The following is a 24,979-nucleotide window of genomic DNA, read 5'->3' on the forward strand; positions in this document are numbered from 1 at the left end:
GGAAACATTTTCTGAAAAAAGAACCTGTCCGACTTCACTCATCGAATTAAATTAAATAAAGTCGTTTCCGTTACATTGACCGCCAACACATTCTCTCCGGTTTCCAACAAAGCGATCAGTTGATCCACATTGATACGTACAGATACCCCATATGTATTGACTCCGTGTTCTCCTACGTATGAAAGTGTGTCAGCAATCTGTTCGGAAGATATGATTTCTCGATCATAGGCTGGTTCAAGTGCCAGAAAGTCAGTTTGCGTCTGTAGAAAATGCAGCATCGATGTGAAATGAGCTGCTTGCTGTTCGGTTTCTGAATAGTTCATTCCTTGTGCATTGGTGGCATTCCCATGTGTGAGAAAGGGAAATTCCTCCAAATAAGATTGGTCAATCTGTCGTTCACTCGGTAAAACGCTGCTATAAACACTGGCAAAACCTAATGGCTGATAATCTTGATTGCTTGTCGGTACTTCGCTGCGTACAGCGGTCCATAACACTTCTCCTTGACCCAAGTTGTACGTTTGCCACTCTGCTAATTCATCTAATGACAAATCGTCGTCAAAAATGACCGTCGCTATGATATCGGTACTTTTTGGCAGTTCTTTGACTTTCGCCAATAGCAGTTCTTTATGTAACTCACTTTCAGTAAACACATCAGATGATGAATCCCGGAAACGCTGCTCAAATAAATAATCAGTCATTTCTGGTATTGATAATTGCGTTTCTTTTAGCTGATTTCGATTGATTGTATAGGTTTTCGTATTTGTTTGATTCTGAGCAAAATTTCGATAAATTTCAGTCACCGCATATTTGCCATACCCTTCTGCGTTGATCTCATAGCGGCTTAGACTTTGATTTTGTGTTGTCAGTTCATTATTGATTTGTCGATTGATAATATAACTATCAACATCCGACAGCTGATTACCGCTTTTGGGATTATAGAAAAAAGAATCGACAAGTCTGGGCGCACCAAAAATAACCGACAAAACGATCAAGGTGATCACACAGACTAGCCCTAAATTGCGGTGCCGCTGTTGTTTTTTGACTTGCAGTTGGATTTCCTTGAAATCAAATGGTTGATTCATGTAATAGTTCCTCCTTTAGTAATCGCCGTCCGCGATATAGCCGATTCTTGGTTTGCGTATAGGTCCATTCTTTATAGCTAGCGATCTCATCAATGGACAATTCCATAAAATAAAAGAGCAGAATCACTTCTCGTGTATCTTCTGGCAAACGATCAATGGATCGAAACAATGACCTTCTTTCTTCTTCTTTGATCATAACGTCCAATTGTGTTCCCTCCGTTTCTGATGCCAGATGTGTGCGTGCTGATCGTTGCCATAACTGATGCCGTTTGTCCTTTCGCTGACCATCAATAAATCGATTTTTGATCGTCTTGAATAAATAATATTTGATTTGATCTTCACGTAAAAAGGGAAGAGCATTAAGGATCGCTAAATAGGCCTGGCTGACTAAGTCTTCTGCTTGGAGAGTGTCTTTAGTGAAATAGAGGGCATACAAATAGCACTCTCTCCCATACAAGTTGTAGATCCCCTCGAATTGATCCAATTTCACCCTACACGCCCCTTCCCTTTTACATTTACTATACGTGCCAGGTGAAAAAAAGTCACAAAAAAAAAGCATTTCATCTTCAAAGATAAAATGCTCTTGCATCAAATTATTTTTTTCGTCCAAAGAAAAATGAAACCACTGCGACGAAAATAACCGCGCCGATAATAGCAGGTACAATGGCCATGTCAGCCACTTGGGGACCCCAATTACCAAATAATGCTTGACCAATAGAAGCCCCTACCAATCCAGCTACGATGTCAAAAATACAGCCGCGTTTTTCACCAGCGATCGCACCACCGACTGAACCGATGACCGCACCGACGATCAATGTCCATAAAAAGTGCATCGGAACACCTCCTTCATTTATACACTCTTAGCGTACCATAGGAAGCGATGATTGAAAAAAATTATGCTTACGTGTTATTTTCTACGTACAAATGCCCGTTTCAGCACATCGAAAAAGCCAAGAGAATGCACCATATGATCCGGATCAACATACACGCGAATGGCACGCAGGACTTTTTTTGGTTCTTTGGAAGAAAAGGTGTAGGTACCGTTTTTCTTCGTTTTTACGGCATAGCGAGGAATCCACCGCCCTTTGAACATGACAGACGCAATCACGTAGTCTACATCTTCCCAAGGGATTTGGATAAATTTTCGTTTGTCACGATCGTTATAAAATTCAAAGGCATTATCACCGATCATGATTTTGCCATATTCATTGATACCTAAAAACGAGGTCGCATTGATTGTCAAATCAACTTTTGTATTCAAAGATTGTACCATCTGTTGTCTGCTCCATTTCTTTGTTTGGCTATATTATACGTGTTTTTGCGTCATTTGGCGAATATGTAAAAAAGTGCTTGGGTCACCCCAAGCACTTCGTTTTGAAAAGATTATAGCAATCCGATCAAGTGTCCACCAATACCGACTAAGAACAAGCCAATGATGATGATGATTGGAGAAACTTTTTTCTTCAATAACCACATGCATAGAAGTGTCAATAGCAAGGCAGCCAAACCAGGAATCAATTGATCCAAGTTATTTTGCAGTGTAGTCACTTTAACATCAGACAACGCGCGACCTTCGGCCACTTGTTCTAAGGCAGTTTTTATGCCTTCTGAACCAGAAGGTAGGTTTGCCCAATCGATGTAGGCACCTTCATCAAGAGGGACTCTTGAAACAACTGGTGCAAAGGATACAGACACCCAACGTTGTACAAGTGAACCTAAGACGAACATCCCTAAAATAGACGCGCCTTTTGTTACATCTTGCAACAATCCGCCTGAAAGGTCATCAGTGATTTTAGAACCGGCACGATAACCGAATTCTTGGGTATACCACATAAATGCCCAACGGATGATATTCCATGCCAAGAAGAAGATGATTGGGCCTAAGATGTTTCCGCCTAAAGCCAGAGAAGCACCTAATGCACCTAACATCGGACGAACTGTAAACCAGAATACTGGGTCACCGACACCGGCTAAAGGACCCATCATCCCAACTTTAACCCCTTGGATCGCTACGTCATCGACTGGCGCACCATTGGCACGTTCTTCTTCTAACGCTAATGTTACACCTAAAATAGGTGAAGCAATATATGGGTGGGTATTAAAGAATTCCAAGTGACGTTTTAATGCAGCGGCACGGTCTTCTTTTGTTTTGTATAATTTTTTGATTGCTGGAATCATTGAGAATGCCCAACCACCATTTTGCATACGTTCATAGTTCCATGAACCTTGAATGAAGGTAGAGCGCCATGCTACGGCTAAACGATCTTTTTTATTTAATTGAATTTTTTCTGCCATTTTTTTCTCCTCCTTCGGTTCTAATAGTCATTCAAGATATCGCCTAGAGGGTCGCCAGTGTTTCCGCCGCCGCCTCCATTAGATGATCCGCCCATTTTGGTAATGTTCAAGTAGATCAATGCGATAGCTACTGCCAATGCACCGATAGCGATCAATGTCAATTGAGAGATTGCCGCAATCACAAAACCAATAATGAAGAATGGCCATACTTCACGAGTTGCCATCATGTTGATAACCATTGCATAACCTACGGCAACGACCATACCACCACCGATAGCCATACCATCAGTTAACCATGCAGGCATAGATTCTAGGAATGTTTGTACTGTTTGTGCAGGGATTGCTAACAATGCTGCTGCAGGAATCGCGATACGTACCCCTTGCATAGCAACTGCAGCGATATGCCACATTTCAATTTTACGGATATTGCCTTCTTCAGCTGCAGCATCCATAAAGTGAACGATTGGCACAGCCAAAGTACGAACGATCATTGTTAAGAACAAACCAGCTACTGCTAAAGGAATCGCAACAGCAATTGCTGTATCAACGCCGGCAGTACCTTGTCCGCCTAATACCAAAATAATTGCAGATGCCACAGATGCTAAAGCCGCATCCGGTGCAACAGCGGCACCAATGTTTGCCCAACCTAAAGCGATCATTTGTAATGATCCACCCAAGATGATACATGCTTCTAAGTTACCGGTTACTAAACCGATCAATGTACAAGCTACTAGTGGTTGGTGGAATTGGAATTCATCCAAGATTCCTTCCATACCAGCTAAAAAGGCAACGAGTACTACTAATACCATAGATATAATAGTCATGATAGACCTCCTATTTAGTTGAATACAATTCTATTTGTTTGCTAATTCATTTTTTGCTTTGCGTAAGATTTCATCCATGTTGTCTTTTGAGTCATTCGGTACTTTACGTACATCGAATTTAATGCCGCGATTTTTTAATTCTTCAAATGTAGCAACATCTTCAGTTCCCATTGACAATACTTTACTTACAACAACTTTACCGACAGAATGCGCCATCGAACCAACATTGACTTCTTGAATATCAACGCCGCCTTCAACTGCACGCAGAACATCTTCCGGATTTTCAAATAATAGCAAAGCTTTTGTATTCCCAAAACGAGGGTCTTTAGAAACTTCAATCATTTTATCTACCGGAATCACGTTTGCTTTCACGCCTGGAGGCGCTGCTTGTTCAATCAATTTCTTACGCAAATCATCTTTGGCAACTGCGTCAGATACAACGATGATTCGTGAAGGATTGACTGATTTTGTCCAAGCTGTCGCAACTTGGCCGTGCAACAAGCGAGAATCGACACGTGCCAAAACAATTTTGACTTTGCCATCACCTAGAACAGTTCCAGGGGGAAGTGAACCTTTTGGTTGGTCATCTTGGACCGCTTTTGGTGCAGCAGCTTCTGCTGGTTCAAGCGCTTCAGGTTTGACCTTGACCCCTTCTTTCGCTGTTTCAACGATATGCGCCGCAATTTCATGGGCTTTATTCATTGAAAAACGTGATGCATACGCTTCGATCACCATCGGTAAATTCATACCTGCCACGATTGCCCATGTTTCTTTGTGGTCTTCAAACAAACTGTTGGCTTGATTGAATGGTGTACCGCCCCATAAGTCAACTAAGAACAATACTTCTTCTTGGTCATCAAATGTAGCGATCGCTTCTTGCATTTTTGCTTTGATGTCATCTGGTCCTTCACTTGGCATCAATGTAACAGCTTTAACGTTTTCTTGTTCGCCGAAAATCATTGAACCGGATTGCAAAATGCCGTTTGCAAATTCTCCATGACTTGCTAGGATAATTCCTACCATCTTTTTACCTCCTATTTCAAAATTGAACATTGTGACACGAATTTGAAAGAAAAAACAACGACGAAAAATTAAGAGTGACTACTTTCTTTTTCTAAAATATCCTTCAAAAAAATTTTGCGGTCAGCTGGAACTTTACGAATCTCGACTTCGATACCTTGCTTTTGTAAATAGAGCAAAGCGTCAAGATCTTGGTCATTGACAGAAACAAAGTTTGTGATCATGCGTTTTCCCATTGAAAAACTCATTCCACCAATATTCACTGAGTGAATTGGAATGCCACCTTTGACGAGGGTCACGACATCTTGAGGGTTAGTAAATAATAACATGACTTTTTGGGTATTAAATAATGTGTTATGTGCTACCTCAAGCATTTTCGTTACCGTTACGACATTTGATTTGATTCCTGGCGGTGCAGCTTCTTTCAAAAGAAACTTACGCAATTGATCATTGGCTACTTCATCACTGACCACGATGATTCGGTTGATACCCGTCAGTTTCGACCATGCTGTGGCGACTTGACCATGAATCAAACGGTCATCGATCCGGGCAAGACGTATATCCATTCCCATTGTAAAACCTCCTACATCGATCCGCTGAACAATTTGAGGATCCGTTCTTTTTTCGATCACCTCCTGTATCCACTTATATATAAGCAAGTTGCGTGCCAACTTTTAACAATACACTAATCTTGTAAAAAGCTTAAGAATCAACAATAGAACAATACACTAAAAAAGATACACTAGAATAAAGTGTATCTTTTTTAGTGTATCTGTATTCTTTTTTATTTCAAATAAAGTTCTTTTTCTTGATGGTTCTTGATGAGGGCCAACAAATAGTATTCCTCTGCATCGGGAATCGCTAAGTTCATCAAGCGTGCAAAAGATTGAACATGTACATGCAGCTGCTCATATTGTGGATGATGATACATGTCTGCTAACTCCTCGGTTGAAACCGTCAATGGTTGACGCAAGACAATGCGTTCCAACATCCCGGCAGTATGCAAAACGAAATTGATTTGGAATCCTTGGCGGGCATCATTCAGCTCTAAGTCACGAATCAACTCGATACTAAACTGCCACAATGGATCAACCACTTTCTTGGCATTGATATAGGTAAAGTTTTCTTCTAAGTAGCCAATACAAATAGCTTTGGACTGTTGGTCATCCAACTGAACCTCATCTTCATAGCTCAACTCATTGTCTAGAAGGATATCATCTAGCAGCTGATCGACATCTTGATCGATAAAGCGTTCCAAGGAAATGAACGGCGCGTCGATATGCGGATCAACGATTCCTGTAGATGCGATCAATTGGTATCGCTGTTGGATACTTTCTAATTCAGAGCGTAAGTCTGCAACAGCTAGTGTCACAACTTCGACAGATTGATTTTGTCTTTTTGACAATGAACTTTGAATCAATTCCTTGATTCTTTGCGCCGTCCCTTTCCCAGAAGCACAAATGGCTAAAATCGCTTTTGGATGATGATTTTGCTGCGCAGGCTCCTCATTCGTCACAACGCCATAGCCGCGAAACTTCCGCAATGAATCATATAGTTGATCGATATCTGTGCCAATCACTGAAGCTTTACGTACCGTTTCTAAAACAATCGATGTAGTGACCATATCGACCGTACGAACCGCGATTCCTGTTTCTCGTTGGATCTCACTGTTAAAGGTTGCCAGTGAGCCCATATCGACCAACAGCATCACACCGCTGCCATCATTGACTTGTTTCACACTTTCTACGATCTTTTTCAAGGCAACCGCTGGCGGCATATCCAATGGCATATCCACAGCTGTGACTTGATCCACTTCCAGCAATTGCTTCACGACTTGAACCATACTGCTGGCGGTACTATTGCCATGAGCGGCAACGACGACACCGATTTTGCCCGATGAGTGCGTCGTTCTCAGTGAAACAAGCAATACAGCTAAATAGTAAGACTCACTTTCAGGGATCGTTACCCGAAAACTTTCGCCAATAAAGGCCCGCACTTCTTTAGCCGCTGCAAATTCTTCGGGGTAATCGGCCACCATTTGCCGAATATTATCATTGGTTTGTCGCTCTTCACCTAAGTGGATTTTTTTCAAGAATGAACTAATATGCAAACTCATAGCATAAATAAAGTTCTGTTGAAAATCTACCTGCAATCGATTCCGGACCATCTCGTAAATTTGGTTCGTCACTGTGATGACCTTTTGATCGACAAATTCACTGAGTTTATTCACTGAATTGAAGGAGAATCCATGGTCTTTGTAAAAAGATTTTAAATGGACATTGATATCTGTTGAAATAAAATGATTGATTGCTTCTTGGTCTAACCCATCCGCTTTTAACAATGCCGCTTTGTCGCCAATAATATCATATAGGTTATACGGCAGCTCATAGGCATCCGATTGAATGTCGTTCAAATTCTCATTTGGCTGTACACTGACCTTCGGCGCCAATGTTTTCGACAACTCCGCCAATTCGTTGCGTCGATTGCCCAAGACGATCAATCCTGAACGAATGCCTTCAGGCAGATCCATCAACTCGATTTCAATTTCTTCGGCTTGCATATGATTCAAAAAACCGCGGGCACAAACCAGTTGGACATTGGACTTTAGTTGGCCGATATTGCCAAAACTGACACTGCCAATCAACGCTTTGACCACGTCTTCTGTCAGTGTGATACTTCTTTGGATACGGGTTGCTTCTTGACCAACCAGTACGCGGACCAATTCGATTTTTTCTGACGCAGGTCTTTTTTCGAAGAATGGCAACTGAATATTGATGGGGATCCTTCGGGTAAATGTATCCAACAATGTCGAATTGGGATCTTCCGTCGTTGCCCCAACGATCCGCACATTGGCTTGGTGATTTTTGCCAGTTTCCCCTAAACGACTGAACGTGCCATGATCCATAAAATAAAAGATCATTTCCTGTCCTTCTGGGGGCAAACGATGGATTTCGTCCAGAAACAGCATACTTTCATCCGCTTGATCGATAATCCCAACTTTTTCTTGTTCAGCACCAGTAAATGCCCCTTTGACATAACCAAACAGATGGCTCATCAACAACTCTGGATTATTGGCATAATCGGCACAGTTGAAGACAATCAGTTCTTTTTCTTCTGCGATCACTTGATTGGTTTTGGCAAATTGGAACATCGCATGGGCAAAATAGGTCTTCCCTGAACCTGTTGGCCCAGTGATCAAGCAATTCAGCCCTTTAGGCGGATATAGAATCGCTGCTTTGGCTTGCTCGACCGCATTCTTCATACTGCCGTTGGCACCAATGATCGTCGAAAAAATATCGCGATTACTTTTGACCGCAGGTACACGTTGCGGATGCGCTTTCTCTCGTTGCGGGCGATTTTCCATATAACTAGGTACGTAGTTCTCAGGCGCTTTTTCATTGACCATCGCCCAATAACGAACAGGCCGTGTGTCACTTTTTTGGACGCGGCCTTCTTTGACGAGCTGATTTAGATCTTTACTGGCATTGCTGCGTTGAATCGCTAAATGATCAGCGACTTCAGATGTCGACAACCCTTTCTTTTCTCCTAAGCCGCTCATTGTATTTTCAACGATAAATTGATAAATACGCTCAATTCGCTTCCCCAACAGCTTCGCCTCCTTGTTTTTTTCCACTTGACTACTTTAATCATTTTTTCTAAAAAAAGCAAATTTTTATATAAAATAGCACATCTATGCTATCTTTCACACGAACAACAACCAACTTAGCCTAAGAATAATGCATTTCAGAAAAAAAAGACACTCATATGTCTATGGGTGTCCTGGCAACGCATGTATTGGTTGAAACGGAGGCACTTCCTCAGGAAATTCTTGCACTATTTTTTGCATCCAGATCACGTCGTGCCATTGATTGAATTTATAACCGACCTTTTTAAAATCAGCTACCCGTTGATAACCGCGTTTTTGATGAAATCCTTCGCTTTGCTGATTGCCTCCAGTGATACAGGCGGTCAAGTTCACGATGTGCTGCGCTTTAAGTATATTTTCTAAGGCATCATATAAAGCAGTACCAATTCCTTTGGCTTGTGCGGACTGATCCAAATAAACAGTGACTTCCACCGTCCAATCATAGGCTGCCCGCCCTTTATAAGCTGTCGCATAGGCATAACCCAATATACGTCCCGCTTCTTCGGCGACCAAATAAGGATATCTGCTTGAGATTGTACGGATCCTTTCACTGAAATCTTCTATCGTTGGTATCTCCGTTTCAAATGTGATTGGTGTATGCAGTACATAATAAGCATAAATGTCTAATAAGCTTTGGGCGTCTGCTATTGTCGCTGAACGTATATCCATGAGATCCCTCTTTTCGTGAAATTTTCAATAGTATACTCTTTTTGAAACAAAAAAACAATCCGACAAAGGGATTGTTTTTTTTCACGGGATATTTATGACACGGCATTTTTTTCTTTCCCGCAATAAACTTGTAAATGTTGCGGCACTATTCGGATGGTCACTGGCAATTCCGGTCCAGCATCTCCATCAACATTGGTTTCGATCGAGCCACTATCTTTGATTGAGATCGTGGCTTGCTCAAAGGTTTCATACCCTAACACTTCATTTGATTCCGACACCCCTTTGAGCAATTCAGGAATGCTCTTGATCGTTTCCCACAAATTGCTGTCTTTCAAATAAATCAAATGCAGTCTGCCATCTTTGGTACTGGCTTTAGGTAACAAGGATTCAAAACCACCCACACTATTCGATGAGCCGATGATCAAGGTACTACTTTCGATCGATACGTGTTTTGTTTCATTTGCTGCCGTCAGGTCGATCTCAAACTGATGACTTTCATTTTTTCGGACTTCACGTAATCCGGAAACAAAATAGGCCATTTTACCTAATTTCGTTTTTTCTTCGACATCCACCTGATTGATAGCTGCCGGGATCATACCAATCGCCACGACATTCATGAAATAGTCGTCATTGATCTGTCCAATATCGATTTTCCGTGAATGCGCAGCGTCAAAAGAATCAATTGCTTCTTGAGGATCTAAGGGAATCGCTAATGCCCGAGCCAAATCATTGACTGTACCCAGAGGAAAGAACCCGAAAGCCGGTCGATCCTCATGGGGAGCCAAACCACTGATGGCTTCATTCACAGTGCCATCCCCGCCCATTGCAAAGACACTGTCGAAAGCACCAACAGCATCAGAGGCAAACTGCGTGGCATCTCCCGCTTTTTCTGTATGCTTGACTTCAACCTCATCAAAAAAAGAAGCCAGCTTATCTTTGGCTTGTTGTTCATATTCCTTTGCCTGTTCTCCGCCAGAACTAGGATTCACGATCAATAGTGCTTTCATAAAAACAACCTCCTTAGAAATAGTATGTGCTACACCAAGTATAGCAAAATCAGCAGCAGCTTGTCTTTTTTGACACCACGAAAAAAGCACATTGGCAACAGCCAATGTGCAAAGTATCGATCAAACCAACCGTTTCCGCAGACGACCAGAAACAAAATCGATCAAAGTCACAGTCACCACGATACCCAATAATATGATCCCCACACGACTCCATGAACGGGCATTGATGGCGAAAATCATCGGCGTACCGATCCCGCCAGCCCCTACGATCCCTAAAATCGAAGCAGAACGAACGGCCAATTCAAAGCGGTACAAGGTGAAGGACAAGAATTCAGGAATCAACTGCGGCAGTGTGGCAAATCCCAGCACGTCCCAACGATTTCCACCAGCACTGATCACAGATTCAGAAGGACCATTGTCCATATTTTCGATGGCTTCACTGTATAGTTTGGCCAACATTCCAATCGAATGGACACTTACTGCCAACACACCGGCAAAAGAACCTGGACCAACAGCTTTGATAAACATAATAGCCAATACGATCTCTGGGAATGTTCGAAAGGCTGTGAGGACGATTTTTCCAGATCCAGACAACAAACGCGGACTATTTTTGCTTCGCGCAGCCCAAAAGGCAAACGGAATACTCAGCAAAGAGGAAATAAATGTCCCCACAAAGGCAATCGCCACCGTTTGAATCATCAAACTGATCAAATCTTCTCCATCGCCGGTATAGACATAATCCCAGTCCGGATTGATCAACCCTTGAAAAATCGACCCAACGATTTGCCCGGCATTGTCTTTGACACCATTAAACGGAATACCCGAAAATGCCCATATATAAATAAGAATCAACACACCAGCAATCAGCCAATTTCTTACCTTCTTTTGTTTTGGTTCAGCAGGTAACATCATATTAATCGCTCCCTTAATCTATTACTGATCGTATCAATCACCAATACAACCGCAAATATCACCAAAACAATAATCGATGTTTGATCATATCTAAACTGACTCAATGAGCGTTGCAAAAAGACCCCAATCCCGCCAGCACCGATATAGCCTAGGATCGTCGATGCACGAATATTGATTTCAAACGCATAGAGCAAGTAGCTCAAGAAGTGGCTCATCACTTGCGGCATCACCGCATAGCGAATAATATCAAATTTTGACCCGCCGGAAGCAGTGATCGCCTCGATAGGCCCCTCATCAATCGTTTCAATCGATTCGTAAAACAATTTCGCGATCATCCCAAATGAGAACACCGAGATCGAAATCACACCGGCTACCGGACCGATCCCAACAATTGCGACAAACAATGCCGCCATCATCAGATCAGGAATCGTACGAATAATGTTCAAAACAAAACGAAAAATACCGCTAATGAAATCATTGGTCATAATATTTCGCGCAGCAAGCAATGAAAACGGCAGCGCAACAATTGCGCCAAAGGTCGTACCAACGATCGCCATTTGAATCGTCTGCAAAATCGGCTCAACGATCACCGAAGCATATGCCCAATCTGGACGCGCCATTTTTTGCAAAATGATATTCATCTGGCCCATGTTGCCAAAAAAGCGCGGCATATCCACACCAGAGATCGACCCACTGACATAAAGAACCATAAGGAAGATTGCCAGCCATAAGACATTTTTCCATAAACCGTTGCGTTTCGGCAACGTGTTGGTCATCATAAAGCTTCTCCTCCTTGTTCTTCCATGATTTCACTGCCATAGATTTCTTTCAAGCGTTGATCTGTAGCTTCACTGACAGGTCCATCAAAGACCAAACTGCCATCGCGCAGTCCAATGATCCGGGTACCATATTGTCTCGCCAATTGCACCGAGTGCAAGTTGACGACGATCGTAATCCCTAAATCTTGATTGATTCGTTTCAAATCATCCATGACTTTTTCTGTTGTCAAAGGATCTAAAGAGGCCACAGGTTCATCTGCCAAAATGATTTTCGGCTCCTGCGTCAATGCCCGAGCAATGGAAACACGTTGTTGCTGCCCACCGGATAATTCATCAGCACGGGTATACACTTTTTCTGCCAAATTGACCCGTTGCAAGGATTGATAGGCCAATTCTTTGTCCGCTTGCGGAAACAACCCAAATAGCATTTTGATCGTCGGATGATAGGCGACCCTTCCTGTCAACACGTTACGTAAGACACTCGAACGCTTCACCAAATTGAAACTTTGGAAAATCATGCCAATGTCTCGTCGAATCAAACGCAGGGATCTTCCTTTGGCTTTCGTGATTGATTGATTATCGATCAAAATTTCACCGCTTGTGATTTCATGCAGACGATTGATCGAACGCAGCATCGTTGATTTGCCGGCACCTGATAAACCAACGACAATCACAAACTCGCCTTTTTTAATATCAATATTCAGATCTTTCAGCCCCAAAACACCATTTGGATATTGCTTCGTCACGTTTTGGAATGAAATAATCGTTTCTTTCTCTACTGCCATGATTCTCCTACTTTCTTTTGTTAAAAAATCGCCTTACATTCGAAAAGGGTACCTCAAGAACCGGCACCCTTTCCGAGCTATGGATAGATTATTGACCTACTTGTTCGGCATACTCTCTGACGATATCGAAGTTGCTGTCTTGTGAAACGACATAGCCTTCGTGTGAATAAATATCAGAGATGATTTGCTTGCCTTCTTCATCTTGACCAATTGCAATGAAAGCATCTTGAATCTTTTTGTCCCACTCTTCGCTCATATCACTGCGGACACTGATCGTATCGTTAGGGATCGGCTCAGTGAAGTACATTGGTTCGACTTCATCCATGATTTCTGGGTAGTCGCTTTTCACCGTATTACGGGCATCTTCAAACACGAATGCTGCATCCACATCACCGTTCAATACAGAAAGAATTGCTTGATCATGTCCTTTGACTTGAACAGTCGTTACATCAGAATTGATATCGATACCAGCTTTCAGCATCTCAGCTACTGGCCATACGTATCCTGCAGAAGAAGTCACATCTTGGGTTGCGATCGTCTTGCCTTTCAAATCTTCAAGATCTTTGATGCCGCTGTCGCTTTTGACAACGATCATTGAACGATAGCTGTCTACCAATTCATCCGTTGCTTCACCGCCAGGTTGTTTGATCCCGTATCTTTGTGCTTGCAACAATACTTTCACATTGCTTTGTTCGTGCGCCAATACATACGCATTTGGCGGCAAGAAACCAACATCCACCTGTTTTGAAGCCATCGCTTCAACGATCGTATTATAGTCGGTCGACACACTTACCGTTACCGGAATCCCTAACTCATCACTTAATAATTGTTCTAATGGTTTTGCTTTGGCTTCTAAAGTTTCAGCCGCTTGAGATGGGACGAATTGAACAGTCAGCTCCTCAGGTACATAACTTTCTTCACCAGAAGCATCTGTAGCAGAATCTCCTGAGCCGCACGCTGCCAATGTCAATGCTGCTGCCATTCCTAATCCAAGTGTTGCCGCTTTTTTCCAAACTTTCATTACTTTTCCCCTTTTCAACTAAAAATAGAACAAAATGAAATACCGAACTTTCCTATCTGATTATAAGGAAAAAAACACAACAAAACAACCGATTTTTATTTTATATCCGTTATATTTTTTTAATCGTTCGTAAAACACGAACGATAACTCGTGTAGTCTTTCTCAATCAAACAGAATCAAACGACCTGATTTCCCATTCGCCCTCACTGAAAATCCTATCAGAGCAATTTGCATTTTAGGTTAGCAACGTGTAAAGGTTCTGTTAAATTCAATTTTTACATTGTGAATAAAAAAACATTCGCGATGATAAATAAACGCGAATGCTTGGCAACATTAAAATTTGCGTAGAAGAACAGTTTCGCCACTTACCTGTTCTCCAGTTTTGACAAAACCATGTTTCTCATACAGTTGTTCTGCAATGATATTACCTGGAACTGAAGAAATACGCAGTTCTTTGGCTTGCACTTGGTCAAGGAACCACTTGATCGAGGCAGTTAACCCTTGGGTGCCAAAACCTTGGTTTTGATACGTTTGACCAATCATAAACCTTTCGATCCACCAAGAATCTTTCGGATAATCTTCATCGGCAGCATAATAACTAAACAACACAAAACCCACCATTTCGTCTTCATTGTATAGACCAAACGCTTGCCTTTGCGCCTCAAATACAGATTCCAACAGCGAATACCAGTTTGGCGAAACAAAATCCTCTTGTTCCTTTGCTGTTTTCAATGCAATACAGGTTTTATAATTCGACTGATCGATTTCTTTTAACTGGATCATCTACTTTCTCCTTAACGCGCTGTTTTACAGCGCTTTCATTGTTTTACTTTTAAAAAAACGCCCGGTTACATGAAAGTATCCGGGCGTTCTGATTATTAAGCTTCTTGCGCTACTGGGTAAACTGAAACTTGTTTTTTGTCGCGGCCTTTACGTTCGAAACGAACAACGCCGTCAACTTTAGCAAACAAAGTATCATCTCCACCGATACCGACATTTACACCTGGGTAAATTTTCGTACCGCGTTGGCGATAAAGGATAGATCCGCCTGAAACAGTTTGACCGTCAGCACGTTTCGCACCTAAACGTTTTGATTGAGAGTCACGTCCGTTAGACGTAGAACCCCCACCTTTTTTGTGAGCGAAGAATTGCAAATTCATTTTCATCAACATGAGATGCACCTCCTATTTTTCTTTAGTAGTTTTGATTTGGATATAATCGTTGTACTCTTCTTGAACTGATTGCAAGCCGATCAGCAAATTCTCCAAAAGAATTTGTGAGATATTCGACTGCTCTTGGGTCAAACGAGCCGGTAATGTTACCAAAAGATAACCACCCTGTTCATTATCCGCTTCAACTTTAGGCGCAATGCCTGCTAAAGCGTCGATCCCATTTACTGCACTGATTGCCAATGCCGAGGCTGCAGCACAGACGATGTCTTTGCCGTATTCTCCTGCTTGGGCATGTCCAGCAAGTTCAAAAGAAACAATCCGACCAGAGTCATTGCGTTTGAATGTCCCTTTGATCATATTCGTTACCCTGCTTTTCGTCAGAATTAAGCGTTGATCGCGTCAATAACAACTTTTGTGTATGGTTGACGGTGACCTTGTTTACGGTGTGAATGTTTTTTAGGTTTGTATTTGAAAGTCACGACTTTCTTTTGTTTGCCGTGTTTTTCAACAGTACCTTCAACAGTTGCACCAGCAACGATTGGGGCACCTACTTTTGTTGATTCGCCACCTACTAAGATGACTTCGTCAAAAGTAATTTTTTGTCCAGCTTCAACGTCTAATTTTTCAACGTAGATTGCTTGACCCACTTCAACTTTCACTTGTTTCCCACCAGTTTTGATAATTGCGTACATGCTCTACAGCACCTCCTTATGATATACTTAGACTCGCCATCCCAAGTGACTTTCGTACTTAATACTTGTTCTGTGCGGTTGTAGCTGTGGAGTCCACAATTACAACAGTCTAACTTTATCAAAATACCGTGGCATTGTCAATGCAGAAAAATAAAAAATACAGAATCTTTTCTTTCATGACTTGAATGATTAAAAGATTTCTTCTATAAGAAAGGAAGTCGAGACAGCCTATGAACTACCCAAAAGAATTGGCCTATCCGATCCAAGAATCATCTAAAGCCTTTCCTCTGGAAGGTTTTGTGCCTGGCCAAGGCCCCCTTGATCCTCAGATCATGATCGTGGGTGAAGCGCCAGGGCGAACCGAAGTCGAAAACTTCATCCCTTTCAGCGGCCAAGCTGGAAAAGAGTTGATCAAATCGCTAGCATTAGCCGGGTTGACCAGAGAAGACGTCTATATCACCAGTGCCGTGCGCAGCCGACCTTATCATACAAAAGAACGGATCAACAAACGAACAGGTGCCCATGAGATCGTACATCCCAACCGCACGCCGACAAAAAAAGAAGTCATGCTCCATGCGCCGCTTTTGGATTATGAGATTGAACAAATTGATCCACCGATCATTGTTACTGTCGGCAACATCGGTCTGCAACGCCTATTAGGCAATCAAATCGTCATCAAAAACTATCATGGCCAATTGATCCAATCACCGATCCAACAAAGCGATAGCGAAGGGTCTGGTTATCATTGGACAAATAAACCCTATCAGATCGTACCTATGTATCACCCGGCAGCCATTTTCTACAATCGTACTCTTGCCGAAACAATTGAAAAAGACTGGCGTGGGCTTAAAAAGTTTTTGATGCCTTCCACTACGCACGATAAGCCGGGATCGTCTGCTCGTAAGCAGTGATCTTGTCCGCTTCTTGCAATGTTATGCCAATCTCATCCAGGCCATTGACTAGTTTATGTTTCCATGAAGCATCGATCTCAAAGGGATACACGTTCTCCTCGATGGTCACCTGTTGTAATGGCAGATCCACAGAAATAGCAGTCGTTGGGGGCAAAGCTGCCAGCTGTTCTCTCACTGCCAATGGTAGAACGATTGGCAAAAGCCCATTTTTGGTGGCATTCATATAGAAAATATCGCCAAAGCTGCCAGCAATGACAACACTAAACCCATAATCCAATAGTGCCCATGCCGCGTGCTCTCTAGAAGAACCCGAACCGAAGTTATCACCAGCGATCAAAATCGAGGCTGTTTGATATTCGGGAAAATTGAGCACAAAGTCCGGATTGGGCTTCCGCTTCGCTAAGTATCGCCAATCATCAAATAAAAACTCGCCAAAACCAGTCTTTTCCACTCGTTTGAGATAATTCTTCGGCAAAATTTGATCAGTATCAATATTGTCATTCATCAAAGGCATCGTGGTACCTTTAAATTGCGTAAAAGCCTTCATCTTCCCGCCTCCCTACGATTTCTCTCACATCGATAAAGTGCCCATGGATAGCTGCAGCAGCAGCCATGGCCGGACTGCACAAATGCGTCCGCGCATTCTTCCCTTGCCGCCCAACAAAATTACGATTCGAGGTCGATGCACAATGAACGCCTTCAGGTACTTTATCTGGATTCATACCTAAACACATAGAACAACCAGGTTCACGCCATTCGAACCCCGCTTCTATAAATACTTGATCCAATCCAATGGCTTCAGCGGCTTTCCTCACCGGACGGGAACCTGGTACGACGATACCTGTCACGCCTTCTTTGATCCGATGTCCTTTTAAGATCGAAGCAGCTTCTTGCAAATCAGATAAACGGCCATTGGTACATGAACCGATAAAAATGTATTCAATTGGAATCTCAGAAGGATGTTGTCCAGGCTGCAGTGCCATGTAATCATAGGCTTGTTGATCGTTGTGGTCTTGTATCTCCGGAAAAACACCTGTGACAGGCACCCCCATCTCAGGGTTGGTGCCCCACGTCACATAAGGCGCCAATTGTGACGCATCCAACGTAAGCAAAGCATCGTAGGTGGCATCTTCATCGGTATAAAGCGAACGCCAATCTGCCACTGCCGCATCAAAGTCGTCAGGAGCATACGTCCGCCCTTTCACATAGGCAAAAGTCGTGTCATCCGGTGCGATCAACCCCATTTTGGCGCCACCTTCGATTGACATATTGCAAATCGTCATCCGCTCTTCCATCGTTAGCGACCGAACTGTGTCCCCAAAATACTCCACCGCATACCCTACACCAAAATCCGTCCCATAAGCAGCAATCAATGCCAAAATAATATCTTTGGCGTACACCCCCGGTTGCAGCGCACCCGTGATCTGGACGCCCATTCTTTTGGGCTTCATTTGCCACAAAGTTTGCGTCGCAAATACATGCTCGACTTCACTCGTCCCGATCCCAAAAGCAATTGCACCAAACGCGCCATGAGTGGCAGTATGAGAATCACCGCAAACGATGGTTTTACCGGGTTGGGTCAAACCAACCTCTGGCCCAACCATATGCACGATCCCTTGACTTGCAGAGCCATTGTCACAAAGTTGTACATCAAAGTCGCGGCAATTTCTACGCAAGGTATCCATTTGTTTTTTGGCCACCAGATCCGAAATCGTAAAAATATCTTGTGTCGGCACATTATGATCCATCGTGGCAAAGGTTTTCTCAGGACAACGCAGCGGACGATCAGCTTCCCGCAATCCTTCGAATGCTTGCGGCGATGTCACTTCATGGATCATGTGCAAATCAATATAAAGCAGTTGCGCTTCACCTTCTTCACCAGTCACGACATGGCGTTCCCACAATTTATCAAATAGCGTTTTTCCCATCTTGCTTTCCTCCTAGCCGCGCGATCACCGCTGCAGTAAAACGATCCGTCGTTGCATCGCCGCCCAAATCTTGTGTCAAAATGCCTGCATTCATCGTAGCAAAACAAGCAGTTTCGATTGTTGCGGCCAACGCCTCCATCTGAAAAGATTCTCGCAACATCATAACGACCGATAAAATCATCGAAACGGGGTTGGCTATATTTTTCCCTGCAATATCCGGTGCCGATCCATGAATCGGTTCATACAAAGAAACCCCAGTAACGCCATGACTCGCACTTGGTAAGACACCTAACGATCCGGGTAAAACCGAAGCCTCATCACTCAAAATATCACCAAACAGATTCTCCGTCACGATCACATCAAAGGCAGTTGGTTGTTGCATGATCTTCATCGCTGCTGAGTCGACATATTGATGTGTGAGCTGACAATCTGGAAATTCCTTGGCGACTTCCTCAGCAATCCGTCGCCACAGCCGGCTAGTGGCCAATACATTGGCTTTATCGACGGAGAGCACCTTTTTCTGACGTGATTGGGCAATCGTAAACGCTTGACGGATGATCCGCTCAATCTCAACCCGTGCATAGCGGTTGATATCATAGGCAATATCTTCTTCTTCGGCTTTTTCACCGAAGTAAATGCCACTGGTCAATTCCCGCACGATCACAAAGTCCGTACCTTTGACGATTGATTCTTTGATCGGTGACAAGTGCAGCACAGCATCCACGACTTTGATGGGGCGAATATTGGCATACAATCCTAATGCTTTCCTTAGGGCCAACAGGCCTTGTTCAGGCGTATAGGCTGCTTTCTCCCAACGGGGATCGCCAATTGCGCCTAGCAAGATCGCATCGGCTTCCTGACATGCTTGCAGGGTCTTCGCTGGCAGTGGTGTATCGCCTATCGCCAATGCTGCGCCGCCAAAAGGCTGAGGATCGAATGAAAATGCGGCTCCGTCCGTACCGGCCGCTGCGTTCAAGACGCGCAATGCACTGTCCATGATCTCAGGGCCAATACCATCTCCTGCTAAAACAACGATCTTTTTCACACCAGAACACCTCGGTTCTTCAGCGAAGCACTGGCTTGCACATATGCCTTTGCCGAAGCTTGCAGCACATCAAAATCCAATCCGATCCCGCTGATTTTCTCGTGGCTCTCATCATCTTCGATCAAGACATGGACTTCTGCTTGGGCATCTTCACCACTTGTCAGCGCCGTAATTTCATAATTCAACAACGTTGGCCGCTGTGCAAAAATTTGATCGATGGAGTTATAGATCGCCTGAATGCTCCCGGAGCCGATGGCTGAAGCAACATAGGTTTCTTCCTCTTTTTTGATGGAAACCACGGCACCTTGATGGCCGTTGGACACATATTGCAATTGAACAGCGTCCAATTCGTATCCATTAGCCCCCCGACCTTGGTCAGCAACAAGGGCAATCAAATCTTGTTCAGTGACTTGCTTTTTCTTATCCGCCAATTCTTTGAACCGTTTGAACAATGCATCACTTTCCTTTTGCTCAAATTGATAGCCCAGATGCGTCATTTTATCGATGAACGCATGGCGACCCGACAATTTACCCAATGGCAATGAATTGGTCTTGACGCCAACCAATTGCGGTGTGATGATTTCATACGTTTCTGGATTCTTGAGGACACCATCTTGATGGATCCCCGACTCATGGGCATAGGCGTTGCCCCCAACGATGGCTTTATTTTTCGGTACAGCAATACCGGACAAACGCGCGATCAAGTCGCTGGTACGTTTCGTTTCTGCCAATTTGATGTTGCTCTGGCAGTGATAGAAGTCATTGCGAATATGCAATGCCAATGCAACTTCTTCTAGTGCTGTATTTCCAGCACGTTCGCCGATCCCATTGATTGTTCCTTCAACCCTGTCAGCACCATTTTCAATTGCCGCCAATGCATTGGCCGTCGCCATGCCCAGATCGTCGTGACAATGAGAGGAAAAAGTGATTTTCTCGTCACTGCTGATATTGTTGATCAGATAAGCAAAAATCTCGCCATATTCTGTCGGATTGCTATACCCAACTGTATCTGGCACATTGATGATCGTTGCCCCCGCATCGATTGCTGTTTGTACAGCTGCCAATAAGAAGTCCTTATCCGTTCTAGTCGCATCTTCAGGAGAAAATTGAACTTTAGCAAAACGCGCGCGTGCATAGCTCACATGTTCTTTGATCGATGCAATGACTTCTTCTTTGGTCATATGCAATTTAAATTCACGGTGCACCGCACTAGTGGCCAAAAATACATGGATCTGAGGATCAACAGCATGTTGCAAGGCTTCATACGCACGGTCGATATCCTTCTTTTGACAACGTGCCAACCCAGCAACTGTCATCTTCGTGACAGCTTTGGCGATCGCTTCGACTGCTTCAAAATCACCGTCAGAGGCGATAGGAAATCCTGCTTCAATCACATCAATGCCCCATTTTTCCAATTGTAATGCCAGTTGCACCTTTTCTTTCGTATTAAAATTGACGCCAGGCGTTTGTTCGCCATCCCTCAATGATGTATCAAAAAATTGAATCTTTCTCATAAAACTTCTCCTCCTTCACAATTCTTAGACTGAACATGGGAAACGGTTGGTGATCTGTGGGCGAAAAAGGTATAAAAAAAGCACTCCATAAAGGGCTGACCTTCATGCAATGCGAATAGGACTCTTCAAATAATGCCTGAGAATGGTTGGCAAAATGAATGAGTCCTTACGATAATAATAATAAAAATGCTGCTGCGTTTTTCGTCTGTTTGATCATAACCGTCACCTGTCCGTTTTTCTTGTAATGACCATACCAAGCTTCCATCAAACTGTCAAGTCTTTTTACCGAATTTTCTGAATATTATGATTAAAAGAGATCATGCGACACATATTTGGGCCCTTTTTGATTTCTAAGCATCAACTGCGGAAAAATTTAGTATTTACTGTTGATATCTTCACACTATCTTAACCGAATTTAAACAATCATCAGTTATGATATATGTATCCCAAAAATATTTTTCACCCCTTTATCCTGCCAGTCGAATGACTGGTATTTTTTTTACCCTTGCGAAACGTGAGAAAAGATTGAACTTCCTGTTGGTTCTTCGTATAATGAAGAGCAGCAATATTTGAGGAGGATGAAGATGCGTAATGAAATGATGCATCGTCCAGTAGTCAAACCCGAACTAGTGGAATACATGCGTAACAACCAAAAACAATTACCCGGGGAACTGGGAAAAATAGAACAAGATGCCCATGAAAAAGAAGTGCCGATCATCCCCCACGAAACCGTGGTCTTTATGCAATTTCTTTTGGGTCAACTCCAGCCAAAAGAAATATTAGAAATCGGTACCGCCATTGGTTTTTCTTCCAGTTTAATGGCCAACATCGTCGAAAACAGCCATGTCACAACGATCGATCGTTTTGATGTGATGATCCGCAAGGCCAAAGAAACCTATGCACGATTAGACAACGAGGCACAGATCACCTTATTGGAAGGTCAAGCTGCAGATATCTTGCCTTCTTTGAGCGGTCCCTATGATTTTATCTTTATGGACAGTGCAAAATCAAAGTATATTGAATTTCTTCCGGCCTGTTTGCGCCTCTTGCGCAAAGGTGGCGTCTTGATGGTGGATGATATCTTTCAAGCAGGAACGATCCTACAACCAATCGAAGAGATCCCTCGCGGCCAGCGGGCGATTCATCGCAAATTAAATCTGTTTTTAGATACCGTGATGACCCATCCGCAATTAACTTCGACTTTAGTTCCTTTAGGCGATGGTGTCATTTTGATCACCAAAGAATCTGAAGTGGTCGATTTAACAGATATCGAAGAAACCAAATAGACGAAAACAAGCTTTTTTGGAGAAAATCAGAAAAAAGGGCGAAAAGCATTTGACATTGCCTCGCCCTTTTTCTATAATGTTATTTGTTGCTGAATTGTCATAGTAGCTCAGCCGGATAGAGCATCCGCCTTCTAAGCGGACGGTCGGGGGTTCGAATCCCTCCTGTGACGTTATTTTAATTTACAAACCATATGCAAACCGCTAGGAATATTGATTTCTAGCGGTTTTTGTTTGCATTTTGGATACAAAACAAGGCATTCTTTTCGTCACATTCTATCCACTTGTTAGACTTGCTGTAAGGCACGGTATGAAAGATTCGCAACTATAAGTTGTCAATTATTAATTGCATAAGTCCCATAAATTATAAAGCCGATTTTTGAACGCCTTATTTTTTGTTTTTTTATCAAAAAATCAGTAATCTGTTTCACTCATACGCATTATATATGCAAATTCACATAAAACTTAATAGACATTTCTTCTATATTACAATATATATTATATAAGAATAATGCTAAAATAAAAAAGAGGGGCGCTATCAGGATGCACGTAAAGACTTCCCCAATAACTCTCCTGATAGCGCGCCTTCTTTGCAGCTGAAAGCTGCTTAATTTATGGTATGATATCATTCTAGATATTGCAAGCAACTGACATTAACCGTTACCAAAAGCACGCCTACCAGCATGAAAAATCACCTATGGACATGAACAAAAATGGACGTATCACCTAATCGCCAAATTCAACCTTCACCGTTGGATTTTTTTGTGTTCTTCATCGATTCATCCTGCATTTTCCTAGCTCAGATCCAAATAAATGAAAAAAATGTTCAAATTTATTGCCATAGAAATAGCATTCATCGTTCTTTTCGGCTAAAATCAGGTTAAGATATCAGCGAACACGCAAGGACTTGTACTAGAGAGAGGAAGAGCATCATGGATGAGATGATGAAAAAATGCATTACCGAAAAAGATTTGTTGCGTCAAATTTTGCTTTTAGAGACATTGGCAAATTACCAGCAAATCACTGCCAAAGAATTGGCTGCCCTGCTTCATACAACGGAACGTACGATTTTTTCTGACATCATTTCCATTCGTCAGCAGTTGCCTGACAATTGGTCATTGGCTGCCGACAACAATGGACTGTCCCTGCAAGCCACCGATTCATTACCGGTCAGTCAGCTATGGGAAATTTTCTTTCCTCAATCGATTGGGATTTCTTTACTTAAAGCGCTATTGTTCGCAAAAGAAATTGGCACACAAGCCTTTACCCAAGAAAATGGCATTTCTCTCGAAACATTACGACGTCATACGTTGAAAATCAATCAAACCTTAGTCGATTTCTCCATACGGATTCGCGTGACTGCTAGCAAAATCTATGTTGACGGCAGCGAAATCAATTTGCGGCTTTTCTATCACCGGCTGCTGCTGCCTTATACCCATAACAATTATTTCTTTTCTGAATATACGATTCATGAAAGCCATTATTACGATTTTTTGGCCGTGTTAGGCAAACAAGCGATTGAGATTGATGTGGAACAAGTCTTTGGTACCTGTTGGTTTTTTATCAACACGATTCGGATCAAAGCAAGTTGCCGCATTGATGACTTTCCTTTTGATACATCCGATCGTTTTTTTGGACTGTTCCAACAGCCTTTGCTCTCTTTATATGAGAAAGAAGGTGTCTATCTTGAAACGAGTGAACATTTTTTCAGTTTTTATTGCTTTTTGGAAAGCTGGAACTATAACAATCTTTGGTCACCACTGATCCAAGAAGCGCTTTTGTCCTACACACCGATCTATGCGCAAGCAAAAGATTTTGTTGATTCGATCGATGATGCTTTGCAACTCGCATTGATCCAGCAGACAAGATTGGTTGATAATCTGACGTTATTGTTGATCAAAGTGCAAGAATCGGGCAAACTATCGGTCAAATTTCAACTAGAATATCAGGATATTCGCGATTTTAATTATCCGCAACTGGCTGCCATCGACACATTGATCCAAAGCTTCATTGATACACACTTTACGAAAACAGCGAATTTACAGCAATCCATCGCACTGACGATTCGTTTGTTGATTCAGCAAGCCCGCTTACAGGCTGATCCAATCATTGCGAAAGGTCTATTTGTTTTTCAAGGAGAACCAGCATGGAAAGTCTACCTTTTACATGAATTAAAAGATTTTCTCGGTCGTCGCATAGCATTAGAAACGGTTGAACCTGGTCAGCTGGATGCCACATCTTCAGTGGATGCAGACTTTATTTTATCTAATTTTCCTATTGAAGCAGCGGATTGTCCTATTTACTATCTTTCAATGGTGCCCACCAAAAATGAGCTCAGTCAAGTGACTGAACTCATTCAAAGCTACTACTTGAATTATCGTTGAGCAATTAAAT

Annotated in this window: 26 protein-coding genes, 1 tRNA gene and 1 other annotated feature; of the genes, 4 read left to right on the forward strand and 23 right to left on the reverse strand. The window is 42.7% G+C overall.

All coding sequences use genetic code 11. The annotated features are described in order from the left end of the window. Positions 1 to 38 precede the first annotated feature (38 nt). The 19 genes from AEQ18_RS02050 to rplU all read right to left on the reverse strand — a co-directional run bounded on the left by AEQ18_RS02050 (position 39) and on the right by rplU (position 15,904). The gene (locus AEQ18_RS02050; protein WP_054114710.1) at positions 39 to 1,082 is read right to left on the reverse strand and encodes an anti sigma factor C-terminal domain-containing protein; all 1,044 of its coding nucleotides are present in this window, start codon (positions 1,080 to 1,082) and stop codon (positions 39 to 41) included. Then, complete coding sequence (locus AEQ18_RS02055) at positions 1,066 to 1,572, reverse strand: RNA polymerase sigma factor (RefSeq protein ID WP_054114711.1); 507 nt, start codon at positions 1,570 to 1,572, stop codon at positions 1,066 to 1,068. The genes AEQ18_RS02050 and AEQ18_RS02055 overlap by 17 nt, the downstream gene beginning before the upstream one ends. 103 nt (positions 1,573 to 1,675) lie before the next feature. Continuing rightward, positions 1,676 to 1,915, reverse strand: a complete 240-nt coding sequence (locus tag AEQ18_RS02060) for a GlsB/YeaQ/YmgE family stress response membrane protein (protein WP_054114712.1) — start codon at positions 1,913 to 1,915, stop codon at positions 1,676 to 1,678. A gap of 74 nt (positions 1,916 to 1,989) precedes the next feature. Beyond that, positions 1,990 to 2,355, reverse strand: coding sequence for a DUF956 family protein (locus AEQ18_RS02065; RefSeq protein WP_054114713.1), 366 nt, complete (start codon positions 2,353 to 2,355; stop codon positions 1,990 to 1,992). 110 nt (positions 2,356 to 2,465) lie between these two features. Further along, positions 2,466 to 3,377 carry a PTS system mannose/fructose/sorbose family transporter subunit IID gene (locus tag AEQ18_RS02070; RefSeq protein WP_054114714.1) on the reverse strand — a complete coding sequence of 304 codons (912 nt, stop codon included), beginning with the start codon at positions 3,375 to 3,377 and terminating at the stop codon, positions 2,466 to 2,468. Positions 3,378 to 3,397: 20 nt separating this feature from the next. Then, positions 3,398 to 4,201, reverse strand: coding sequence for a PTS mannose/fructose/sorbose transporter subunit IIC (locus tag AEQ18_RS02075; RefSeq protein WP_054114715.1), 804 nt, complete (start codon positions 4,199 to 4,201; stop codon positions 3,398 to 3,400). A gap of 30 nt (positions 4,202 to 4,231) precedes the next feature. Continuing rightward, positions 4,232 to 5,224, reverse strand: coding sequence for a mannose/fructose/sorbose PTS transporter subunit IIA (locus AEQ18_RS02080; RefSeq protein ID WP_054114716.1), 993 nt, complete (start codon positions 5,222 to 5,224; stop codon positions 4,232 to 4,234). A 68-nt stretch (positions 5,225 to 5,292) separates the two neighbouring features. Next, the gene (locus tag AEQ18_RS02085; protein ID WP_200908888.1) at positions 5,293 to 5,787 is read right to left on the reverse strand and encodes a PTS system mannose/fructose/N-acetylgalactosamine-transporter subunit IIB; all 495 of its coding nucleotides are present in this window, start codon (positions 5,785 to 5,787) and stop codon (positions 5,293 to 5,295) included. A gap of 218 nt (positions 5,788 to 6,005) precedes the next feature. Next, positions 6,006 to 8,780, reverse strand: coding sequence for a sigma-54-dependent transcriptional regulator (locus AEQ18_RS02090; RefSeq protein WP_054114761.1), 2,775 nt, complete (start codon positions 8,778 to 8,780; stop codon positions 6,006 to 6,008). 210 nt (positions 8,781 to 8,990) lie between these two features. Continuing rightward, the gene (locus AEQ18_RS02095; protein WP_054114718.1) at positions 8,991 to 9,536 is read right to left on the reverse strand and encodes a GNAT family N-acetyltransferase; all 546 of its coding nucleotides are present in this window, start codon (positions 9,534 to 9,536) and stop codon (positions 8,991 to 8,993) included. A 92-nt stretch (positions 9,537 to 9,628) separates the two neighbouring features. Further along, on the reverse strand, positions 9,629 to 10,543 hold the full coding sequence (locus AEQ18_RS02100) for a diacylglycerol/lipid kinase family protein (RefSeq protein WP_054114719.1): 915 nt from the start codon (positions 10,541 to 10,543) through the stop codon (positions 9,629 to 9,631). Between the two features lie 120 nt (positions 10,544 to 10,663). After that, complete coding sequence (gene phnE / locus AEQ18_RS02105) at positions 10,664 to 11,455, reverse strand: phosphonate ABC transporter, permease protein PhnE (protein ID WP_200908887.1); 792 nt, start codon at positions 11,453 to 11,455, stop codon at positions 10,664 to 10,666. Further along, positions 11,452 to 12,234 carry a phosphonate ABC transporter, permease protein PhnE gene (phnE, locus tag AEQ18_RS02110; protein ID WP_054114720.1) on the reverse strand — a complete coding sequence of 261 codons (783 nt, stop codon included), beginning with the start codon at positions 12,232 to 12,234 and terminating at the stop codon, positions 11,452 to 11,454. The genes phnE (AEQ18_RS02105) and phnE (AEQ18_RS02110) overlap by 4 nt, the downstream gene beginning before the upstream one ends. Further along, positions 12,231 to 13,019: a phosphonate ABC transporter ATP-binding protein gene (gene phnC, locus AEQ18_RS02115; RefSeq protein WP_054114721.1), complete on the reverse strand. Its 789-nt coding sequence runs from the start codon at positions 13,017 to 13,019 to the stop codon at positions 12,231 to 12,233. Before phnC ends, phnE (AEQ18_RS02110) begins: the two co-directional genes overlap by 4 nt. 88 nt (positions 13,020 to 13,107) lie before the next feature. After that, a complete protein-coding gene (locus tag AEQ18_RS02120) occupies positions 13,108 to 14,040 on the reverse strand; it encodes a phosphate/phosphite/phosphonate ABC transporter substrate-binding protein (protein ID WP_054114722.1) in 933 nt (310 codons plus the stop codon). 333 nt (positions 14,041 to 14,373) lie between these two features. After that, positions 14,374 to 14,823 (reverse strand): GNAT family N-acetyltransferase, encoded by a 450-nt coding sequence (locus tag AEQ18_RS02125; protein WP_054114723.1) that lies wholly within the window; start codon positions 14,821 to 14,823, stop codon positions 14,374 to 14,376. Positions 14,824 to 14,918: 95 nt separating this feature from the next. Next, positions 14,919 to 15,212: a 50S ribosomal protein L27 gene (gene rpmA / locus AEQ18_RS02130; protein WP_003126181.1), complete on the reverse strand. Its 294-nt coding sequence runs from the start codon at positions 15,210 to 15,212 to the stop codon at positions 14,919 to 14,921. Positions 15,213 to 15,224: 12 nt separating this feature from the next. Further along, positions 15,225 to 15,569, reverse strand: coding sequence for a ribosomal-processing cysteine protease Prp (locus AEQ18_RS02135; protein WP_054114724.1), 345 nt, complete (start codon positions 15,567 to 15,569; stop codon positions 15,225 to 15,227). Positions 15,570 to 15,595: 26 nt separating this feature from the next. Continuing rightward, positions 15,596 to 15,904 (reverse strand): 50S ribosomal protein L21, encoded by a 309-nt coding sequence (gene rplU / locus AEQ18_RS02140; protein WP_054114725.1) that lies wholly within the window; start codon positions 15,902 to 15,904, stop codon positions 15,596 to 15,598. A 19-nt stretch (positions 15,905 to 15,923) separates the two neighbouring features. After that, positions 15,924 to 15,994 (reverse strand) — a sequence feature (ribosomal protein L21 leader region). A 140-nt stretch (positions 15,995 to 16,134) separates the two neighbouring features. Here rplU and AEQ18_RS02145 point away from each other — a divergent pair. After that, positions 16,135 to 16,815 carry a uracil-DNA glycosylase gene (locus tag AEQ18_RS02145; protein WP_054114726.1) on the forward strand — a complete coding sequence of 227 codons (681 nt, stop codon included), beginning with the start codon at positions 16,135 to 16,137 and terminating at the stop codon, positions 16,813 to 16,815. Here the strand turns inward: AEQ18_RS02145 and leuD are convergent. The 4 genes from leuD to AEQ18_RS02165 are packed head-to-tail and all read right to left on the reverse strand — an operon-like array spanning position 16,775 to position 21,302. Continuing rightward, a complete protein-coding gene (leuD, locus tag AEQ18_RS02150; RefSeq protein WP_054114727.1) occupies positions 16,775 to 17,362 on the reverse strand; it encodes a 3-isopropylmalate dehydratase small subunit in 588 nt (195 codons plus the stop codon). The genes AEQ18_RS02145 and leuD overlap by 41 nt on opposite strands. Then, on the reverse strand, positions 17,340 to 18,743 hold the full coding sequence (gene leuC / locus AEQ18_RS02155) for a 3-isopropylmalate dehydratase large subunit (RefSeq protein WP_054114728.1): 1,404 nt from the start codon (positions 18,741 to 18,743) through the stop codon (positions 17,340 to 17,342). The genes leuD and leuC overlap by 23 nt, the downstream gene beginning before the upstream one ends. Then, positions 18,724 to 19,788, reverse strand: a complete 1,065-nt coding sequence (gene leuB / locus AEQ18_RS02160) for a 3-isopropylmalate dehydrogenase (protein WP_054114729.1) — start codon at positions 19,786 to 19,788, stop codon at positions 18,724 to 18,726. The genes leuC and leuB overlap by 20 nt, the downstream gene beginning before the upstream one ends. After that, a complete protein-coding gene (locus AEQ18_RS02165; RefSeq protein ID WP_054114730.1) occupies positions 19,785 to 21,302 on the reverse strand; it encodes a 2-isopropylmalate synthase in 1,518 nt (505 codons plus the stop codon). Before AEQ18_RS02165 ends, leuB begins: the two co-directional genes overlap by 4 nt. 584 nt (positions 21,303 to 21,886) lie before the next feature. Here AEQ18_RS02165 and AEQ18_RS02170 point away from each other — a divergent pair. The 3 genes from AEQ18_RS02170 to AEQ18_RS02180 all read left to right on the forward strand — a co-directional run bounded on the left by AEQ18_RS02170 (position 21,887) and on the right by AEQ18_RS02180 (position 24,969). Next, positions 21,887 to 22,588 carry an O-methyltransferase gene (locus AEQ18_RS02170; protein WP_054114731.1) on the forward strand — a complete coding sequence of 234 codons (702 nt, stop codon included), beginning with the start codon at positions 21,887 to 21,889 and terminating at the stop codon, positions 22,586 to 22,588. Positions 22,589 to 22,684: 96 nt separating this feature from the next. Further along, positions 22,685 to 22,758: transfer RNA gene (locus AEQ18_RS02175), tRNA-Arg, on the forward strand. A 759-nt stretch (positions 22,759 to 23,517) separates the two neighbouring features. Further along, the gene (locus AEQ18_RS02180; protein WP_054114732.1) at positions 23,518 to 24,969 is read left to right on the forward strand and encodes a helix-turn-helix domain-containing protein; all 1,452 of its coding nucleotides are present in this window, start codon (positions 23,518 to 23,520) and stop codon (positions 24,967 to 24,969) included. Positions 24,970 to 24,979 lie beyond the last annotated feature (10 nt).

The organism is Enterococcus sp. RIT-PI-f (assembly GCF_001297065.1).
Lineage (GTDB): Bacteria > Bacillota > Bacilli > Lactobacillales > Enterococcaceae > Enterococcus_D.

What these genes read in the sequence shown, in the direction of transcription:
- AEQ18_RS02060 (WP_054114712.1), bottom strand. Translation starts at nt 1,915, where the DNA reads ATGCACTTTTTATGGACATTGATCGTCGGTGCGGTCATCGGTTCAGTC.
- phnE (WP_200908887.1), bottom strand. Translation starts at nt 11,455, where the DNA reads ATGATGTTACCTGCTGAACCAAAACAAAAGAAGGTAAGAAATTGGCTG.
- AEQ18_RS02085 (WP_200908888.1), bottom strand. Translation starts at nt 5,787, where the DNA reads ATGGATATACGTCTTGCCCGGATCGATGACCGTTTGATTCATGGTCAA.
- rpmA (WP_003126181.1), bottom strand. Translation starts at nt 15,212, where the DNA reads ATGTTGATGAAAATGAATTTGCAATTCTTCGCTCACAAAAAAGGTGGG.
- AEQ18_RS02070 (WP_054114714.1), bottom strand. Translation starts at nt 3,377, where the DNA reads ATGGCAGAAAAAATTCAATTAAATAAAAAAGATCGTTTAGCCGTAGCA.
- AEQ18_RS02075 (WP_054114715.1), bottom strand. Translation starts at nt 4,201, where the DNA reads ATGACTATTATATCTATGGTATTAGTAGTACTCGTTGCCTTTTTAGCT.
- AEQ18_RS02180 (WP_054114732.1), top strand. Translation starts at nt 23,518, where the DNA reads ATGGATGAGATGATGAAAAAATGCATTACCGAAAAAGATTTGTTGCGT.
- rplU (WP_054114725.1), bottom strand. Translation starts at nt 15,904, where the DNA reads ATGTACGCAATTATCAAAACTGGTGGGAAACAAGTGAAAGTTGAAGTG.
- AEQ18_RS02100 (WP_054114719.1), bottom strand. Translation starts at nt 10,543, where the DNA reads ATGAAAGCACTATTGATCGTGAATCCTAGTTCTGGCGGAGAACAGGCA.
- leuC (WP_054114728.1), bottom strand. Translation starts at nt 18,743, where the DNA reads ATGGGAAAAACGCTATTTGATAAATTGTGGGAACGCCATGTCGTGACT.
- AEQ18_RS02090 (WP_054114761.1), bottom strand. Translation starts at nt 8,780, where the DNA reads ATGAGCGGCTTAGGAGAAAAGAAAGGGTTGTCGACATCTGAAGTCGCT.
- AEQ18_RS02065 (WP_054114713.1), bottom strand. Translation starts at nt 2,355, where the DNA reads ATGGTACAATCTTTGAATACAAAAGTTGATTTGACAATCAATGCGACC.
- AEQ18_RS02135 (WP_054114724.1), bottom strand. Translation starts at nt 15,569, where the DNA reads ATGATCAAAGGGACATTCAAACGCAATGACTCTGGTCGGATTGTTTCT.
- phnC (WP_054114721.1), bottom strand. Translation starts at nt 13,019, where the DNA reads ATGGCAGTAGAGAAAGAAACGATTATTTCATTCCAAAACGTGACGAAG.
- AEQ18_RS02095 (WP_054114718.1), bottom strand. Translation starts at nt 9,536, where the DNA reads ATGGATATACGTTCAGCGACAATAGCAGACGCCCAAAGCTTATTAGAC.
- AEQ18_RS02120 (WP_054114722.1), bottom strand. Translation starts at nt 14,040, where the DNA reads ATGAAAGTTTGGAAAAAAGCGGCAACACTTGGATTAGGAATGGCAGCA.
- phnE (WP_054114720.1), bottom strand. Translation starts at nt 12,234, where the DNA reads ATGATGACCAACACGTTGCCGAAACGCAACGGTTTATGGAAAAATGTC.
- AEQ18_RS02050 (WP_054114710.1), bottom strand. Translation starts at nt 1,082, where the DNA reads ATGAATCAACCATTTGATTTCAAGGAAATCCAACTGCAAGTCAAAAAA.
- AEQ18_RS02080 (WP_054114716.1), bottom strand. Translation starts at nt 5,224, where the DNA reads ATGGTAGGAATTATCCTAGCAAGTCATGGAGAATTTGCAAACGGCATT.
- AEQ18_RS02125 (WP_054114723.1), bottom strand. Translation starts at nt 14,823, where the DNA reads ATGATCCAGTTAAAAGAAATCGATCAGTCGAATTATAAAACCTGTATT.
- leuD (WP_054114727.1), bottom strand. Translation starts at nt 17,362, where the DNA reads ATGAAGGCTTTTACGCAATTTAAAGGTACCACGATGCCTTTGATGAAT.
- AEQ18_RS02145 (WP_054114726.1), top strand. Translation starts at nt 16,135, where the DNA reads ATGAACTACCCAAAAGAATTGGCCTATCCGATCCAAGAATCATCTAAA.
- AEQ18_RS02170 (WP_054114731.1), top strand. Translation starts at nt 21,887, where the DNA reads ATGCGTAATGAAATGATGCATCGTCCAGTAGTCAAACCCGAACTAGTG.
- AEQ18_RS02165 (WP_054114730.1), bottom strand. Translation starts at nt 21,302, where the DNA reads ATGAGAAAGATTCAATTTTTTGATACATCATTGAGGGATGGCGAACAA.